General features: G+C 51.9%; 14 protein-coding genes. 7 read left to right on the top strand and 7 right to left on the bottom strand.

Annotated elements, in window-relative coordinates; genetic code table 11:
• The first annotated feature begins 145 nt into the window (after positions 1 to 145).
• The 5 genes from NB640_RS02145 (at position 146) to NB640_RS02125 (ending at position 5,157) form a co-directional block, all read left to right on the top strand.
• Complete coding sequence (locus NB640_RS02145; protein WP_269309497.1) at positions 146 to 1,336, top strand: phosphoglycerate kinase; 1,191 nt, start codon at positions 146 to 148, stop codon at positions 1,334 to 1,336.
• A 23-nt stretch (positions 1,337 to 1,359) separates the two neighbouring features.
• Positions 1,360 to 2,424, top strand: coding sequence for a class II fructose-bisphosphate aldolase (fba, locus tag NB640_RS02140; RefSeq protein ID WP_269309496.1), 1,065 nt, complete (start codon positions 1,360 to 1,362; stop codon positions 2,422 to 2,424).
• Positions 2,425 to 2,769: 345 nt separating this feature from the next.
• Positions 2,770 to 3,237, top strand: a complete 468-nt coding sequence (gene purE, locus NB640_RS02135; protein ID WP_269310377.1) for a 5-(carboxyamino)imidazole ribonucleotide mutase — start codon at positions 2,770 to 2,772, stop codon at positions 3,235 to 3,237.
• A gap of 10 nt (positions 3,238 to 3,247) precedes the next feature.
• The gene (locus tag NB640_RS02130) at positions 3,248 to 4,126 is read left to right on the top strand and encodes a phosphoribosylaminoimidazolesuccinocarboxamide synthase (protein WP_269309495.1); all 879 of its coding nucleotides are present in this window, start codon (positions 3,248 to 3,250) and stop codon (positions 4,124 to 4,126) included.
• Positions 4,127 to 4,137: 11 nt separating this feature from the next.
• The gene (locus NB640_RS02125) at positions 4,138 to 5,157 is read left to right on the top strand and encodes an L-threonylcarbamoyladenylate synthase (RefSeq protein ID WP_408637936.1); all 1,020 of its coding nucleotides are present in this window, start codon (positions 4,138 to 4,140) and stop codon (positions 5,155 to 5,157) included.
• 56 nt (positions 5,158 to 5,213) lie between these two features.
• Here NB640_RS02125 and NB640_RS02120 read toward each other — a convergent pair whose 3' ends face one another.
• Positions 5,214 to 5,720, bottom strand: a complete 507-nt coding sequence (locus NB640_RS02120) for a universal stress protein (RefSeq protein WP_269309493.1) — start codon at positions 5,718 to 5,720, stop codon at positions 5,214 to 5,216.
• A 251-nt stretch (positions 5,721 to 5,971) separates the two neighbouring features.
• Between NB640_RS02120 and msrA the strand changes: the two genes are divergently transcribed.
• Positions 5,972 to 6,502 carry a peptide-methionine (S)-S-oxide reductase MsrA gene (gene msrA, locus NB640_RS02115; RefSeq protein WP_269310376.1) on the top strand — a complete coding sequence of 177 codons (531 nt, stop codon included), beginning with the start codon at positions 5,972 to 5,974 and terminating at the stop codon, positions 6,500 to 6,502.
• A 54-nt stretch (positions 6,503 to 6,556) separates the two neighbouring features.
• Here msrA and NB640_RS02110 read toward each other — a convergent pair whose 3' ends face one another.
• Positions 6,557 to 7,771, bottom strand: a complete 1,215-nt coding sequence (locus NB640_RS02110) for a class I SAM-dependent methyltransferase (RefSeq protein WP_269309492.1) — start codon at positions 7,769 to 7,771, stop codon at positions 6,557 to 6,559.
• 543 nt (positions 7,772 to 8,314) lie between these two features.
• On the opposite strand from NB640_RS02110, the gene NB640_RS02105 reads away from it, so the two are divergent.
• The gene (locus tag NB640_RS02105; protein ID WP_269309491.1) at positions 8,315 to 9,163 is read left to right on the top strand and encodes a tRNA threonylcarbamoyladenosine dehydratase; all 849 of its coding nucleotides are present in this window, start codon (positions 8,315 to 8,317) and stop codon (positions 9,161 to 9,163) included.
• Here the strand turns inward: NB640_RS02105 and thpR are convergent.
• The 5 genes from thpR to NB640_RS02080 all read right to left on the bottom strand — a co-directional run bounded on the left by thpR (position 9,160) and on the right by NB640_RS02080 (position 15,505).
• A complete protein-coding gene (thpR, locus tag NB640_RS02100) occupies positions 9,160 to 9,687 on the bottom strand; it encodes an RNA 2',3'-cyclic phosphodiesterase (protein ID WP_269309490.1) in 528 nt (175 codons plus the stop codon). The genes NB640_RS02105 and thpR overlap by 4 nt on opposite strands.
• 7 nt (positions 9,688 to 9,694) lie before the next feature.
• A complete protein-coding gene (locus NB640_RS02095) occupies positions 9,695 to 10,603 on the bottom strand; it encodes a sugar kinase (RefSeq protein ID WP_269309489.1) in 909 nt (302 codons plus the stop codon).
• A gap of 53 nt (positions 10,604 to 10,656) precedes the next feature.
• Positions 10,657 to 12,093, bottom strand: a complete 1,437-nt coding sequence (locus NB640_RS02090; RefSeq protein WP_269309488.1) for an MATE family efflux transporter — start codon at positions 12,091 to 12,093, stop codon at positions 10,657 to 10,659.
• 275 nt (positions 12,094 to 12,368) lie between these two features.
• Entirely contained in the window at positions 12,369 to 13,751 is a 1,383-nt protein-coding gene (locus NB640_RS02085; RefSeq protein ID WP_269309487.1) for an MATE family efflux transporter, read from the bottom strand.
• Positions 13,748 to 15,505 (bottom strand): ArnT family glycosyltransferase, encoded by a 1,758-nt coding sequence (locus tag NB640_RS02080; RefSeq protein ID WP_269309486.1) that lies wholly within the window; start codon positions 15,503 to 15,505, stop codon positions 13,748 to 13,750. The genes NB640_RS02085 and NB640_RS02080 overlap by 4 nt, the downstream gene beginning before the upstream one ends.
• Positions 15,506 to 15,560 lie beyond the last annotated feature (55 nt).

Below are 15,560 nucleotides of genomic sequence, written 5' to 3'. Positions count from 1 at the left end.
CTAATGGAATTTCGGGCCGATTTGTTGGGGATAATGGCTGCATGGTAAAAAGTCTTCGGCTGCCGGTAATTTCAGACTTTAAATTGGGCTTTTGTGGCAGACGCTGCGGTAAAATAATCGAATTATCTTTTTTCGGGTGATAGCCATGCAATTCAAACGTTTAACTGATCTGGTCGAGAAGGGTGAACTGAAGGGTAAGCGGGTATTTATCCGCGCCGATCTGAATGTGCCGCAGGATGCCAAGGGCAATATTACGGAAGATACGCGAATCAGGGCTTCCATGCCTGCGGTGGAGATGGCGCTGAAAGCCGGAGCGGCTGTCATGGTGACATCGCATCTGGGTCGCCCGACGGAAGGGGAATTCAACGAAAGTGAATCGCTCATGCCTGTGGCAAAGCGCATGTCTGAGCTGCTGGGGCAGCCTGTTGAGCTCAAACGTGACTGGATTGACGGGGTGGACGTAAAGCCCGGCCAGGTGGTTCTGCTGGAAAATGCCCGCTTTAATAAGGGTGAAAAGAAAAATGATGATGCGCTGTCGAAAAAGATGGCGGCCCTGTGCGATGTATACGTAAATGACGCGTTTGGTACGGCGCATCGTGCAGAAGCAACGACTTACGGGATTGCACAATATGCGCCGATAGCCTGTGCCGGCCCGCTGATGGCGGCTGAGCTGGATGCGCTTGGCAAAGCGGTTGATCATCCTGCCCATCCGCTGATGGCTGTCGTTGGTGGCGCCAAAGTATCCGGCAAGCTGACGATTCTCAAGACGCTGGGTGGCAAGGTGGATAATCTGATTGTCGGTGGAGGCATTGCCAATACTTTCCTGAAAGCTGCCGGGTATGAAATCGGCCGTTCGCTGGTGGAAGAGGAATTGCTGGAAGAGGCAAAATCCATCATGGAGATGATGCAAAAACGGGGCGCGACGGTTCCGATTCCTGTTGATGTGATCTGTGCCAAAGAGTTTGCTGCCAGTGCGCCAGCCAGTGTGAAAAAGGTGGATGCCGTCGAGGCGGATGACATGATTCTGGATATCGGGCCTGAGACGGCAAAGATGCTGGCTGATCTGATTGGCAAGGCGGGAACCATTGTATGGAACGGGCCGGTTGGTGTGTTTGAATTTGATCAGTTTGGCAGTGGCACAAAAGCGGTTTCGATGGCGATTGCGGACTCAAAAGCCTTTTCGATTGCCGGAGGCGGTGACACCCTGGCAGCTATTGCCAAGTACGATATTGGAAACAGGATCAGCTATATCTCAACGGGAGGCGGCGCTTTCCTGGAATTTCTCGAAGGCAAAACGCTGCCTGCCGTGGAAATTCTGATGCAGCGTGCCCAATAAACAGTTAAACAAAGGAGAGACGGATGCCTATCGTATCAATGCGTCAATTGCTGGATCATGCTGCGGAAAACGGCTATGGTATTCCGGCATTCAATGTGAATAATCTTGAACAGGTGCAGGCAATCATGGCTGCTGCCGATGAGGTGGGTGCGCCTGTCATCATGCAGGCTTCGGCAGGGGCAAGGCGTTATGCCGGCGAGGCGTTTCTTCGCCATCTGATTGAAGCGGCGGTGGAGGCCTATCCGCATATTCCGGTTGTGATGCATCAGGATCACGGCCAGTCACCTGCTGTCTGTATGGCGGCTATCCGTTCCGGCTTTTCCTCTGTGATGATGGATGGTTCCCTCATGCCGGATGGCAAGACCGCATCGACTTATGAATACAACCTGGAAGTGACGCGCGAGGTGGTGAGGTTTTCCCATGCAATTGGCGTAACAGTTGAAGGTGAGCTTGGGGTGCTGGGGTCGCTTGAAACGATGTCAGGCGGCAAGGAGGATGGTCATGGTGCAGAGGGCAAGCTGACAAAGGAGCAGCTTCTGACCAGCCCGGATGAGGCGGCTGATTTCGTGCGCGAGACCCAGTGTGATGCGCTGGCAATCGCGATCGGCACTTCTCACGGGGCATACAAATTCACACGCAAGCCGACAGGCGATATTCTGTCGATCCAGCGCATCAAGGAAATTCATGCCCGTATTCCGAACACGCATCTGGTTATGCATGGCTCTTCATCGGTGCCACAGGAGTTGCTTGCAGAAATCCGCCAGTTTGGGGGAGATTTCAAGGAAACCTACGGGGTGCCTGTTGAGGAAATTCAGGAAGGCATCAAAAACGGGGTACGCAAGATTAATATCGACACAGATATCCGGCTGGCGATGACAGGAGCGATCCGGCGCTATTTCGCTGAAAACCCCACCCATTTTGATCCGCGTGAATACCTGACTGTTGCCCGCGAAGCGGCCAAACAGTTGTGCAAACAGCGTTATCTGGAGTTCGGCTGTGAAGGCCAGGCGCCAAAAATCAAGCCGGTTTCCCTGGACAAAATGGCGGCGAAATATAAAGCGGGCGATTTCATCCAAATCGTGAAATAATACGTTTTTTCTGTAACCATCTGTTATGGTTTATTAAAATTCAGGTGCGTCTCAAAAAGGGACGCGCCTGTCTTGTTTCCAGACAGTTTTTTCATGATGCGAAAAGGTATCGGGTAGGTGAGCATGGCAATTAAAAAACTTTCTCTTAAAAAAACGGCAGCGAAAAAAGCGCCGGCAAAACCGGCCGTGAAAAAGGTAACGGCCGCTGCGGCGCCAGCCAAGGCCGCATCTGGTGTCAAGCGGCTCGTGTCCAGTGTGTCAAACCGGGTTTCTTCAATTAAAAAACAATCAGCGCCCAAAGCTGGCAAAGGTAAAACAACAGGAAAAGTACTGGTCGGGATTGTGATGGGATCAACCTCTGACTGGGATGTGATGAAAGAGGCGGCGCAAATGTGCAAGGATTTTGGCATTCCCTATGAGGCCCGGGCACTTTCTGCACACCGCTCGCCAGCAGAGCTGGAAGCGTGGATTGCTGACATGGAAGCGCGTGGCTGCCAGGCGTTTATTGCCGGTGCGGGCGGAGCTGCCCATCTGGCCGGTGTCGTGGCAGCACAAACCATTCTGCCCACTTTTGGCGTTCCCATGCCATCCAAGTACATGAAAGGGCTGGATTCGCTGCTTGCAACGGTACAGATGCCCAAAGGGATTCCTGTGCCGACCATGGCGATTGGTGAGGCAGGCGCTGCCAATGCCGCACTTGCAGTCGTTGCCATGCTGGCGCTGACAGACCCTGCATTGAGGAAAAAGCTGCTGGATTTCAGGGAAAAACAGTCTGAAAAAGTATTGAAAGCCAGCCTGCCGGAACTGAAGTGATTGGAAAACTATGTCAGGGATGATGCAAACGAACCTGAAGTCACTGCCGCTTTTACATCGCGGCAAGGTTCGGGATATTTATGCGGTGGGTGACGACAAGCTGTTGGTGGTGCAGACGGATCGTCTTTCCGCTTTTGATGTCGTACTGGATGATCCGATTCCTGAAAAGGGCAGGATCCTCACAGCCATGTCGAATTTCTGGTTTAAAAAATTCGGCAACATGATGTCGAATCATATGACAGACATTGATCCGGTATCCGTTGTCGCACCGGATGAGCGTGACCAGGTGGAAGGCCGTGCAGTGGTGGTGAAAAAGCTCAAGCCCCTTGGTATTGAAGCCATCGTGCGCGGCTATATGATAGGCACGGGCTGGCTGGACTACCAGAAAACCGGGCAGGTTGCCGGCATTACGCTTCCAGGGGGTATGCAGAAAGCGGAAAAACTGCCGGAAGTGATGTTTACGCCCTCGACAAAGGCGGCGGTGGGTGACCATGATGAAAACATCACGTTTGAGGAGGCAGAAAAAATCGTGGGTGCTGATGTGGCCCGACAGGTGCGTGATATGGCGATTAGTCTGTATTCTGCCGCAGCAGAATACGCTGCGCAAAAAGGGATTTTGATTGCTGATACCAAATTCGAGTTTGGCCAGGATGAGCAGGGAAAGGTGTACCTGATTGATGAAATCCTGACGCCGGATTCTTCCCGCTTCTGGCTGGCATCGCGTTATGTCACGGGCAGTTCTCCTCCGTCTTTTGACAAGCAGTTTGTACGGGACTGGCTGGAAGAGCAGCCCTGGAATAAACAGGCGCCTGCGCCGCGCCTTCCGGAAGATATTGCCCGGAAAACAGCGGAAAAATATCATGAGGCACTCCGTTTGCTGACGGAGTAACAAAAACTGTGGTGCCTGACAGCAATGAAATTCATCTTGCCGCTGATGCCCTTGGAAAAGGGCAGCTGGTGGCATTTCCTACCGAGACAGTTTATGGCTTGGGTGCTGACGCGGAAAATCCGGATGCGGTTGCCGCCATCTATGCGTTAAAGGGCCGCCCATCCGGCCATCCGCTTATCGTGCATCTGGCGCCCGGTGCTGATATTGCTTACTGGGCAGAGGCGATTCCTGAAGAAGCGAGAAAACTGATTGATGCTTTCTGGCCCGGGCCGCTGACACTGATCCTGAAACGTGCCGCACATATTCCGTCTGCCGTTGCCGGCGGGCAGGATACGATTGGCTTGCGGTGTCCTTCACACCCTGTTGCGCAGGCATTGCTTTTGACCTTCAAGGCGGGTAAAGGGGGCGTGGCAGCGCCTTCGGCTAATCTCTTTGGCCATGTGAGCCCTACCCTGGCCCGGCATGTGCGTGATGAGTTTGGTAATGATACCCGTCTTGCTGTTGTACTGGATGGCGGGCAGAGTGAGGTCGGTATTGAGTCCACCATACTGGATCTTTCGCGGATTGATACGCATGGGCCGGTATTGTTAAGGCCTGGAAAGATCAGTGCCACGGATATTGCCCGTGTAACAGGCCGGATACCGGCAAAGGCCGATAGTACGGCACCCCGCGCCTCAGGCACACTGTTGTCCCATTATGCGCCTGATACGCCGGTGGTGCTGGTTGCCACATCGCAGATGGCAGAGGTATTTTCCACGTTGAAGAAAAAGGGAATACCTGCCGCTGTCATGCATTATTCATCATTGCCGGATGTATCGAAGGAGCACCTTTTCACAAGGATAGTGATGCCGCTATCCGTAGAGGCGTATTCGCATGAACTGTATGCCTGCCTGCGCAGGCTGGACGAAGCGGGCGTTGATGTGATTATCGTGGAGCATCCACCGGAAGATATTGCCTGGGATGGCGTGAATGACAGGTTGCGCCGTGCTGCGCATGATACAAAGGATATGCTGGAAAAGCTGTTGGGATGAAAGACGTAGGCATGATAAAAAACTGCCGGTAATTGTACCGGCAGTTTTGTTTTGGCTTATATCGGCAGAACACCAATATTGATTTTTGCTTTGGCAGGAACCTGTGCCTTTTTGACCTTGTATACGGTTACCGGCATCTGGCTCAGAGCAACCACCTTGGCGGCGACACTGCCCAACAGCATGCTGGCCCACCCGGCCGAGCCCTGAGAGCCCATAAAGATCATGTCGCAGCCGTTTTCTTCTGCTGTCTGGACAATCGTGTTGGCTGCTGTATTGGAAATTTCAATCAGCCTGGTAAATTTGACGCCCTCCTTTTCAGCCGCCTCGCGAAGCGGAAGCATCAGCGCGTTGCCTGCTGTAGCAACAGCCGCTTCATATTCCTCAGGTGAAATCTGGTTTTTTATCGGAACATCCGAAAAATCGAATGCTGGATTCTGACGTTCACGTGCCACGTAAATGCACACAATTTCTGCGCCGATCTGTTTGGCCAGGGTGATGCCTTCAAGCGCAGCCTGGTTTGAAAGAGGTGAACCATCGGTTGGTATTAGTATTTTTTTAAACATGGTATTCCCCTGAAAAAACGATGATAGTGAAATATCAGATCAGCGCGAAACAAGAACAGTTTTCCACAATGATCCACGTGCACTGCAAATTCATTCTTATGTATTTTGCTGTGTTCGTCAACTTGTCCGGGGAATATTTTCCCGAAAGCATTTTTTGACCAAAAGCAGAAGGAAAACCTAATCTGTCCTGCATCAGGCAGGTTTTTCCACTTTAGGATAAAGTAAAGAAAAAGCTTGAGAAGGAGAAAATGATGGCTACAGAAATTGCAACGCTTGGTGGAGGCTGTTTCTGGTGCCTCGAAGCCGTTTTCCAGGACATGAAAGGCGTAGAGTCTGTTGTATCGGGATATACCGGTGGACATGTTGATAACCCGACCTATGAGACGGTTTCGCAGGGGACAACAGGGCATGCTGAAGTGGTGAATATCACATTTGACCCGGATGTGATCGCTTATGGCGATATTCTCCGGATATTTTTCATGATGCATGATCCAACCACGCCAAACCGTCAGGGAAATGATATCGGGCCGCAATACCGCTCGGCTGTTTTTTACCATACGCCCGAGCAGAAGCGGATAGTGCATGAAGTCATGTCGGAGATGGCCGGTGTCTGGTCTTCTCCCATCGTGACGCAGGTGGAGGCTTTCACGAAATTTTACCCTGCCGAGGATTATCACCAGAATTTTTACAAGGATAATCCCGAGCAGGGCTATTGTATTTTTGTCATAGAGCCGAAAGTCTCTCAGTTCCGCCGTCTGTTTTCAGAGCGCCTCAAGGCCTGAAGAAAATCGCCCGGAAAAATACCGGGCGATTGGTACTGATATCAGAAATTGCCATTAATTTTCATACATATAGCGCCTTGACCAGGGCAGGATCGGATTCATTTTTCCTGATCTGGTACAGAGGATCTGATAAAGGGCTATCCGGTCAGCAGAGAAGGCGTATGAACACCCTGCGAGATAAACACGCCAGATGCGATAACGCTTGTCATCGACAATTTTTTTGATGGCTTCGGTATTGTTTTCAAAGTTTTCCGCCCATATGCCGCAGGTGCGGGCATAGTGGTGGCGGAGGTTTTCGATATCGTGAGATTCGAGGCCGGCTTCCTGCATGGTTTTCAGCACCATGCTGATATGGGGAAGCTCCCCATTGGGGAACACATATTTTTCGATGAATTCCCCACCGCCGAATGGTGTCTCATTGCTGTCAGGATCACAGGAGGTAATGCCGTGATTCATTGCGATACCATCATCTTCCAGCAGATCGTGCATAATTTTGAAATAGCTTTCGAGATAACGCAGGCCAACGTGTTCAAACATACCGACACTGGTGACGCGGTCGAATCTTTCCTTGACATCACGATAGTCCTGCATGCGGATTTCGACCTGTTTTTCCAGGCCGGCCTCTTTTACCCTTTCCCGTGCCAGATTGTACTGATTTTCAGAGAGTGTGATGCCAACGCATTTTGCGCCGAATTTTTCAGCAGCGCGCATGACAAGTCCGCCCCATCCGCAGCCGATATCAAGCAGCCGGTTGCCCGGTTGAACGCGTATCTTGGTCAGGATGTGATCGAGTTTACTTACCTGAGCGGTCGCAAGGTCTTCATCCCCGTTTTCAAAGTAGGCACAGGAGTACACCATGCGCGAATCGAGCCATTGCTGGTAAAACTCGTTTGAGACATCATAGTGATAACCGATGGATTCCCTGTCGACTTTACGGCTGTGGAAACCACCAAAGAATCTTCTGAACTTGGCGGCGCTATCTGATACGGTATCGTGAAATCCGGAAGCCATTCTATTGGCGATATCAATCATGTCGGTCAGTTTGCCCTCGATATGGAGCTTGCCTTCGACATAAGCAGTGCCAAGATTATCCAATGATGGTTTGATCAGGTAATGCAGTGACTCCAGCGCCGGAACACGGATGGTAACGGCAGGCGTACCATCGCAAAAATCGTAGGTATTTCCGTTCCACATTTCGACGCGGAGCGGCATGCTGGATTCCTTTTTGAAATTGGTAACCCAGTTTTCTAGTTTTTTTTCCCAGAACACAATGCTTCCTCCTATTCAATGGTGTGATCTGAAACAGCAGTGTTTATCAGATTGAATGAATATGTTCTTTTTTGAATGTCATGTATTTCCTTTTATGCCGATAGTTGTTTGATTTCCTGTCAGCAAACAGGCTGGATGCAGGGTTCAGTTCAACATTTCCACAACAGGGCAAGCGCACTGAAAAAAGCGGCTGTTCGCTGTGGAGGAATGTCTTGTCGAGGAATATTGCGCAGAAAACGGGGGGAGGCCTTTTTGGCATGAAAAAGCGCCAGACTCGCCAGTGAGATGGGAATCATCCCGGCAGGATAACTTTTCAGCTGAGGAAACATTGCTCTCATATCACCTATGATGAGAAATATTCCAAGATAAACAGAACCTGGAAAAAGTAAGGCCAGTTACTGCGTTGCCAAAATACTATTAACAATCTTACCTCAACTTTTTCAGGGTGTCGATTACAGATAATGATTAACCGCCGGTTTTTTGATGAAAACGGTGTGGATGAACTGGATAGGCTTTTTGGAAAGGTTTGGTTAAAATTGCGCGATGAATAAATCAGCAGAAAAGACAGCACATGACCGGGAAGAGGCACTTGAACCACGCATTTGCTTTGAGGGTGTCCGGCATTTATATGGAGAAGCAGCATTCGATTGCTTTCAGAAGGCCCATGTTTGCATTATCGGTGTTGGCGGGGTTGGTTCCTGGGCAGTTGAGGCGCTGGCACGGAGCGGTATTGGTAATCTGACCCTGATTGATCCGGACTGTGTCGCGCCTTCCAACAAAAACCGGCAAATCCAGGCGCTACAGAATACGATGGGCAAAAGCAAGATCAGTGTGCTGGCCGAGCGTATCAGGCAGATCAATGCGGCCTGCAGGGTACGGGAAGTGGCAGAAAAGGTGACGCTGGAAAATCCGCAAACGCTTTTGGGCAATCAGGCGTTTGATTATGTGATTGATGCCATCGATGATATGTTTGCCAAAACAGCATTGATTGCCTGGTGTCGCGAAAATGGGATTCCCCTGGTGACAGTCGGCGGTGCGGGCGGGCAGACGGATCCGACACAAATTGCCGTTTGTGACTTGTGCCGGACGGAGCAGGAACCGCTTTTGGCCCGTGTCAGAAAACGTCTGAGGCAGAAATACGGTTTCCCCCGCGGGCTCCGTCCTTTCGGCATCGATGCTGTTTATTCAACTGAGCCACTGCGATACCCGGAGGGCGTGAGTAAAGCATTGCCCGATATACTGGAAGAGAGGGCGCTTGCTGAAACAGATTCATTGCGTTTTGGCACATCTGTCACCGTTACCGCATCTTTTGGCATGGTGGCGGCATCTGTTGTTTTGCGGCGGCTGGCTGAAAACGCAAACAGGAAAGAAGAGAATGATGGAGTGGGTTAATTGCCCAGCATACGTTCTGCAACCGGGATGTATTGGGGATGACTTCCTTTTTTATCCTGCCTGATGCGGGATTCCACCAGAACAAGATGATTGGCATGCCATGTGATGGGTTTTAAATCTGCTGTTTCTGTCCGGCTGGAATGGCGCGCCAGCGTAATATGCGGTTTGAAACGGTTTCGCCTGTCATAGGAAATGGATTTTTCTGCGAGTACGGTGGCAAGCCCTTTATAAAGCTGTGTGAGTTCAGGCGGGATAGCTTTCATTCCCGCCCAACTGATCCGGCTGTGTGAAAAGTACCCCATCCTGTCCAGTTTCAGGCCGATGGCATCAGAAGAGACCTGTTCAAGAATCCGGGACAGTTCAGGTACAGCGCTGGCAGGTTGTTCTCCCAGAAAGGCCAGAGTGATGTGCAGATTTTCCGGAGGCACTTTTCTTCCTGAAACGGCTGATTGCCATGCTGACAGCGCTTTTCGTGTTGACTCATCCGGCCACAGGGCAAAAAACAGGCGAAGCGATCCGGTCATGTTTCAACTAACAGAACTGTTCTGCCAGGAAAGCATCGACTTCCTCCCGATCCGGGATGCCGGCCCGGCCACCGTAGTGGGTGCATTTGAGTGCCGCAACACCACTGGCAAAGCGCATGGCTTCAACGGTATTTTTACCTTCTGCCAGCGCGACAGCATAAGCGCCGTGAAAGACATCGCCTGCACCGGTTGTGTCGACCACATTCACACCGAAGGCCGCCTGATGCTGAACCCCGTTGTCGTCTATCCAGAGGCAGCCCTGTGCTCCCATGGTAACGGCAGCCACCTTGCAGCCCTGTTCGCGTACTTTCTGGAGAATCTGAAGATGGTTGGTAACGGCACCACCATATGAACGTAACCCCGGAAGGGAAAAGATCGCATGGTCAACCAGGGGCAGGAGGGCATCATAGATGTCCAGATCGGCAATTTCCCCATCTAAAATGGTAGGGATACCATGTGCGCGTGCCTTGGCGCAAATGCTGACTGCACCTTCTTTCCAGCGGACATCGACAAGTACGGCATGGGTTTGTGCCACATCATCGAGATCAAGCCAGTGCGCTTCATCAGGGATGTCAGCGCCGCGAAAATTGGCAATGGCTCGCTCGCCTTCCTTATCAACCAGAATGCCGGAAACAGAAGAGCGTGCGTTGGGGAAAAGGCGAAATTGGGAAACATCCACACCATAGCCAGCCAGTTCATCCAGCATGGCATGGCCGGCGGCGTCATCTCCGGCCCGTCCGTAAAAGGCGACCTTCCGGCCGAGACGTGATACGGCAACCGCAGCAGTGGCAGCCATGCCGCCGCCCAGTTGGATAAAGTCACGAGCAATGAATTTACCGCCTTTTCCCGGCAGGGATTCGAGAGGCCAGATAAGGTCAAGCGTGGATTTGCCCAGGCAGATGATATCGTTGCTCATACGTTCCTCCCTTGTTGATGATGACATTGCGTTTTTGCAGCTGTTTTTCTATTCTAACAACAGAAAGGCCTGATTCTGCAATGATTTTCTTCAGGACGTTTCAGCCGCTTCAGCGGCTTTTTTTCGGTGCGCCGTTGAATGGTTTTGAGCAGTGTCATCAGGCTCATGGATTGCAGTACAACGCTAATGCTGTAGGCGAACCAGAATCCGCCAGCTCCTGTGATCCTGGCCGGCGGCTGAAGGTGAAATACATCGAATGCCAGTATGTAGCCTCCACCCAGTCCGACGCACCAGAAGGTCAGAAAATACAGCAGGGTTGGCGCCAGTACAACTTTATAGGCCCTCAGAATATAGCCGGAAGTAATTTGAAAAGCGAAAAAGAACTGATAGCAACAAACAAAGGTAATCAGCGGCAACGCCGTGGTAACAATGCTTTCATTGGATGTGTAAGCACCGATGATCTGATGCCGAAGAAACCACGAAGAAATGGCAATCACTATGGCAATGCACACAGCAAGGCGTTGTCCGGAAAAGGCGATTTGTCTTGCCAGCGGAAGCCGCTTTGCACCAAGGCATTGTGCGACCAGTGCGCTGGTGGCATTGGCAGTTGCCAGAGGCAGCATATAGAGTACGGTGGAAATATTGGCGACGATCTGGTGGCCTGCGACAATATCGACGCCAATACGGGCAATGAAAAGGGCCATGAATGTGAAGGACGTTATCTCGATAAATGAGTTCATGCCCATCGGAATACCCAGCTTGAGAAGCTCTTTAAGCATATGCCAGCGCGGCCAGACAAAGCCACTGCCGAACAGATGTAAAAAGCTGTAAAAAGAGTCCAAGCGGAGGATGGCGATAGCGGCTGCCAGCATAAACCAGGCCAGTAGTCCGGTTGCCATGGCGCATCCTGGTCCACCAAAGGCAGGTATGCCAAACCAGCCAAAGATAAAAACAATATTGAGCGGAATTTTGAGAAGCAGGCCGCTTACCTGTATTGCCATGACCATTTTAGGGCGTGCGATGGCATTATTCAGTGTGCTGTAAACGAAAAAACACATGGAGGCAGGTAGTGAAAATGCCAGAACACGCAGGTACAGCGTGGCTTTTTCTACCAACTCGGGGGGAGCCTTGGCCAAAGAAAGCAGCGCGCCCGGAAAAGAAAGCAGGGTGGATCCGACAGCGGCAATAAAAAGTGCAAGCCAGATGCCTTGCTTGACGGTATCACGCATTTCTCTGAAATTGCCGGCACCATAAAAATGGCCGAATGTGGGCGTAAGTGATGACATCATGCCGGCAAGCGGAACAAAAATGCTGACATAGATCGAGGCACCGACAGCCAGGGCGGCCAGGTCGGTTGATGAAAAGCGGGCAACCATGATGGTATCAAGAACCGGATTGCCAACCGCAGCAAGAAGGCCGATGAGGATGGGCACGGCAAGACTGGCGATACTCAGGGTCGGGTTACTGGACGTCAGTCTGATGTTTTTCATGGGTACACCGGTTTGCGCGGAAAAGTCTCAGGGACCGCTGATTAATGTGCCTTGTGAGCGAATTGCTGCGCTCTTCGCTGCTCGCAAGCTTGTCTATCCCGAGATATGCCGCGCTTGCTGCTCCGTTTGCCTTGTACTTCATCTCCCAAAACACATTAATCAGCGGTTCCTCAGGTATCCTGCTGATTCAGAGAATACCATTTTGGTATGCTTTTTATGGGTTTTTCATGCGGGAGATCATGAAAAACAATTGCGCTGGGGTACCCAGGAGAGATTCAGGCAATATTGCCGGCAGCCTGTTTTTCCACCCTTTTCAGCAGGATAAAAAGAAACGTTGCCAAAAAGACGAGACTGACCCCGTTGCTGAACCAGAAGCCGGCTGCATTGGTGATGCGGGAGGGCAGATCAAGCCCGAAAATATTGAAGGCAAGGAGGTAGCCGCCACCCAGACCGGCGCACCACAGCGTCATGAAATAAAGCAGGGTGGGGGCAAGCACGACTTTGTATGCCCGAAGGATATGGGCGGCAGTGACCTGTATTGCGTCAAAAAACTGGTAGCAGCAGACAAACAGGATGAGCGGCAGGGCGTTTTTTGCGATGACCGGGTTGGACGTATAGGTCCCGATAATAAAGTCTTTAAAGAACCAGACATTGGTGCCGACAAAAATGGCGATACAGCCTGCCAGGCGCTGGCCCGAAAAGGCAATTTTTCTGGCCAGGAGAAGATTGCCCGCGCCGATGGATTGTGCGACCAGGGTGCTGGTGGCATTGGCGGTTGCCAGCGGCAGCATGTAAAGAACGGAGGACAAATTGGCAATAATCTGATGCCCAGCAACGACATCTTCTCCTATACGGGCGATAAAGAGTGCCATAAAAGTAAACGAAGTGACTTCAATAAAGTAATTCAGCCCCAGGGGTAATCCCAGCCTGAGCAATTCTTTTAACGAACGCCAGTCGGGAAGGGCAATGCCGGTACCAAAGAGATGCAGGAAGCGGTAGAAGGGATTCAGTTTGAGAATAAGCCAGCCGGTTATCAGCATGAACCAGGTCAGGCACAGTGTCGCCAGTGCGCATCCTGGTCCGCCCATGGCAGGCAGGCCCAGTCCACCGAAAATAAAGAGGGTATTTAACGGGACCTTGAGAAAGAGGCCGCATACCTGAATTGCCATGACCATTTTGGGGCGTGCAATGGCGTTATTGAGCGTAATGTAAACGAGAAAATTGAGGGTGGCTGGCAGGGAAAATGCCAGGATGCGCAGGTAAAGCGTCGCTTTTTCTGCCAGTTCAGGTCGCGCCCTGGCAATGGAAAGCAGCGGTGTCGGAAAAAAGAGAATGAGTGAGCCAATAAAGGAAAGAAAAATGGCCAGCCAGACCCCCTGCTTGACTTCCCGGCCAATTTCCCTGAACTGGCCGGCGCCATACATCTGCCCGAAAGTAGGTGTCAGCGACTGCATGACGCCATTGAGCGCAACAATGACACTGACATAAATGGAAGCGCCGATTGCCAGTGCTGCCAGGTCGGTTGCTGAAAAGCGGGCGACCATGATGGTATCAAGAACGGGGTTGGCGATACCGGCCAGTTGCGCGATGAGGATGGGCCAGGCGAGGCTGGCGACACTGACAGTCAGGTTTTTCGATGCAAGCTGAACATTTTTCATTTGTGCTGCTGGTACTGGTACAGGCGGAAGCGTTCGGTGCGGTCGCTTGGCCTGTTTCCTTCCCACAGCAGCCTCATGCCATTCATGAACTCCGGCGAAGGCGGTCGGTTGCGTTTTGGCGTGGTATCCTGCAGCAGGAGATAGCCGCAGGTATCCTCATGAAATCCCGAGAAACGGATATCGCCAAAATAGGCAAAGGAGGCACGCTGTGCCCAGCCGACGTTGGTATCAACACAGATATGCTTGTCCGGAATGTTTTCCGCCAGTTCGGCTGCCACAGGCGCATAGCTCTTGTTATAGTTGATCCACGGCAGCCAGAGTGTGGCTAAAAGCAGCCAGCACAGGATAACGCCGCCGGAAGAGAGGACAACAGCGCGCCAGAGCACAGAAGGCTGTCTGGACAACCGCCAGTAAACAAGGGCAAACCAGCTGATGGTGACAAGTGTCGCGATCAGGAGCGCCAGGATATTGAATTCCGGCACAAAACCGGGTGCCAGTTTCAGGGCATTGCGTGCAATTTTTGGTGGCCAGCCGGTTTGTGCAGCGATCCAGCATACCCAGATGACCGCGGCGACAAGTGTAAAACTCATGACGGAGAACCAGTCCACGGCATTGATAGCGCCACGCTTCATGGTGGGCAGGCCAAAAGCGGCAAGAATTGCCAGTGGCGGAAACATGGCTAGCATGAGCGTTTCTTCCTTCTGGAAATTCAGGACAGCCAGCAAAAAGAAGATAAGCGCAAAGAGGAGGGGAAGCATCACGTGCGGTTCACGCAACTGGCGGCGCCAGGCATATACCGCCCAGCAGGCATAAGGCCATGCCGGCCAGAATCCCCAAAGCGCGTACCGGAAAACATAACTGCTGGAATGCAGATCGGGAGGGCTTATCTGTTCGATATTCCATTGCATCCAGAGATTCACCGGGGAGCCGTTGTAGGGATGGATGGCCTGTGAAACAATTGCCCAGGAAAAAATCAGGGCCAGCGTGACCACAAGCGCGATCAACAGATGCGATAGTGTGCGTGAACGGAGCCCAGGCAAGAAAAATACGGTGGCAATAAAGCCAAGATAGAGCGCCGCGGGGGTAATCAGCCCATTTGTCAGGGCAAGACAGCCCAGTGAAAATCCCAGGAGAACCGCATTTTTTATTCCGGGTCTGGTGACGTAACAGGTACTTCTGAAGAGGGTGAAGGCGATCAGGGCCACGTAAAGCGCATTGACACTGGTTTCATGGCTGAACATGATCAGGCCCAGGCAGCCGAGGTAAATCAGTAACGTGCCGTCAGCAAGTACCCTGCCATAATCATCGGGTTCAGGGTGGCCGCCAAAGGCAAGCCGCATGGGTTGCGCTTCGGTGCGGCGGCCCAGCAGAAAAGCCGTTTGCCAGACCGAATAGGCAGCCAGTGAAAAAAAGAAAAGAGTCGCCATTCTGGCTGCCGTTACGGCACCGGTTAACCAGCCAAAAACCTTGATAAAGATGGCACCGGCCCAGAATGTCATGGGACCGTAGCGCGACATGGCCTGTCCGGCTATATTCGGGTACAGCCAGTCATTGAATGTTCCCTTGGCCATGGTCCACATGACACCGAAGTTGGCGGCATCAATGTTTTTCCAGGGGTCACGGCCAAAAAGACCCGGGAGGATATAAAGCAGGCACAACAGTATCAGCCCCCAGCGCGGCAGCGTCAGCGTTGCTGAAGCCGGAAGACGAACAGGCTTCATGGCGGTGGGAGGTCTTGATGGTGTGTCTGGCATTGTCTTGAAAATAGCTCAGGTATCAGTTTGGCATGAACAGGAAAAAAAAGGCAGC

The sequence above is a fragment of the Oxalobacter vibrioformis genome, assembly GCF_027118995.1.
GTDB classification, from domain to species: Bacteria; Pseudomonadota; Gammaproteobacteria; order Burkholderiales; family Burkholderiaceae_D; genus Oxalobacter; species Oxalobacter vibrioformis.
This window is presented reverse-complemented; position numbering and strand designations above follow the sequence as displayed.

What these genes read in the sequence shown, in the direction of transcription:
- NB640_RS02145 (WP_269309497.1), top strand. Translation starts at nt 146, where the DNA reads ATGCAATTCAAACGTTTAACTGATCTGGTCGAGAAGGGTGAACTGAAG.
- fba (WP_269309496.1), top strand. Translation starts at nt 1,360, where the DNA reads ATGCCTATCGTATCAATGCGTCAATTGCTGGATCATGCTGCGGAAAAC.
- purE (WP_269310377.1), top strand. Translation starts at nt 2,770, where the DNA reads ATGGGATCAACCTCTGACTGGGATGTGATGAAAGAGGCGGCGCAAATG.
- NB640_RS02130 (WP_269309495.1), top strand. Translation starts at nt 3,248, where the DNA reads ATGTCAGGGATGATGCAAACGAACCTGAAGTCACTGCCGCTTTTACAT.
- NB640_RS02120 (WP_269309493.1), bottom strand. Translation starts at nt 5,720, where the DNA reads ATGTTTAAAAAAATACTAATACCAACCGATGGTTCACCTCTTTCAAAC.
- msrA (WP_269310376.1), top strand. Translation starts at nt 5,972, where the DNA reads ATGGCTACAGAAATTGCAACGCTTGGTGGAGGCTGTTTCTGGTGCCTC.
- NB640_RS02105 (WP_269309491.1), top strand. Translation starts at nt 8,315, where the DNA reads ATGAATAAATCAGCAGAAAAGACAGCACATGACCGGGAAGAGGCACTT.
- thpR (WP_269309490.1), bottom strand. Translation starts at nt 9,687, where the DNA reads ATGACCGGATCGCTTCGCCTGTTTTTTGCCCTGTGGCCGGATGAGTCA.
- NB640_RS02095 (WP_269309489.1), bottom strand. Translation starts at nt 10,603, where the DNA reads ATGAGCAACGATATCATCTGCCTGGGCAAATCCACGCTTGACCTTATC.
- NB640_RS02090 (WP_269309488.1), bottom strand. Translation starts at nt 12,093, where the DNA reads ATGAAAAACATCAGACTGACGTCCAGTAACCCGACCCTGAGTATCGCC.
- NB640_RS02085 (WP_269309487.1), bottom strand. Translation starts at nt 13,751, where the DNA reads ATGAAAAATGTTCAGCTTGCATCGAAAAACCTGACTGTCAGTGTCGCC.
- NB640_RS02080 (WP_269309486.1), bottom strand. Translation starts at nt 15,505, where the DNA reads ATGCCAGACACACCATCAAGACCTCCCACCGCCATGAAGCCTGTTCGT.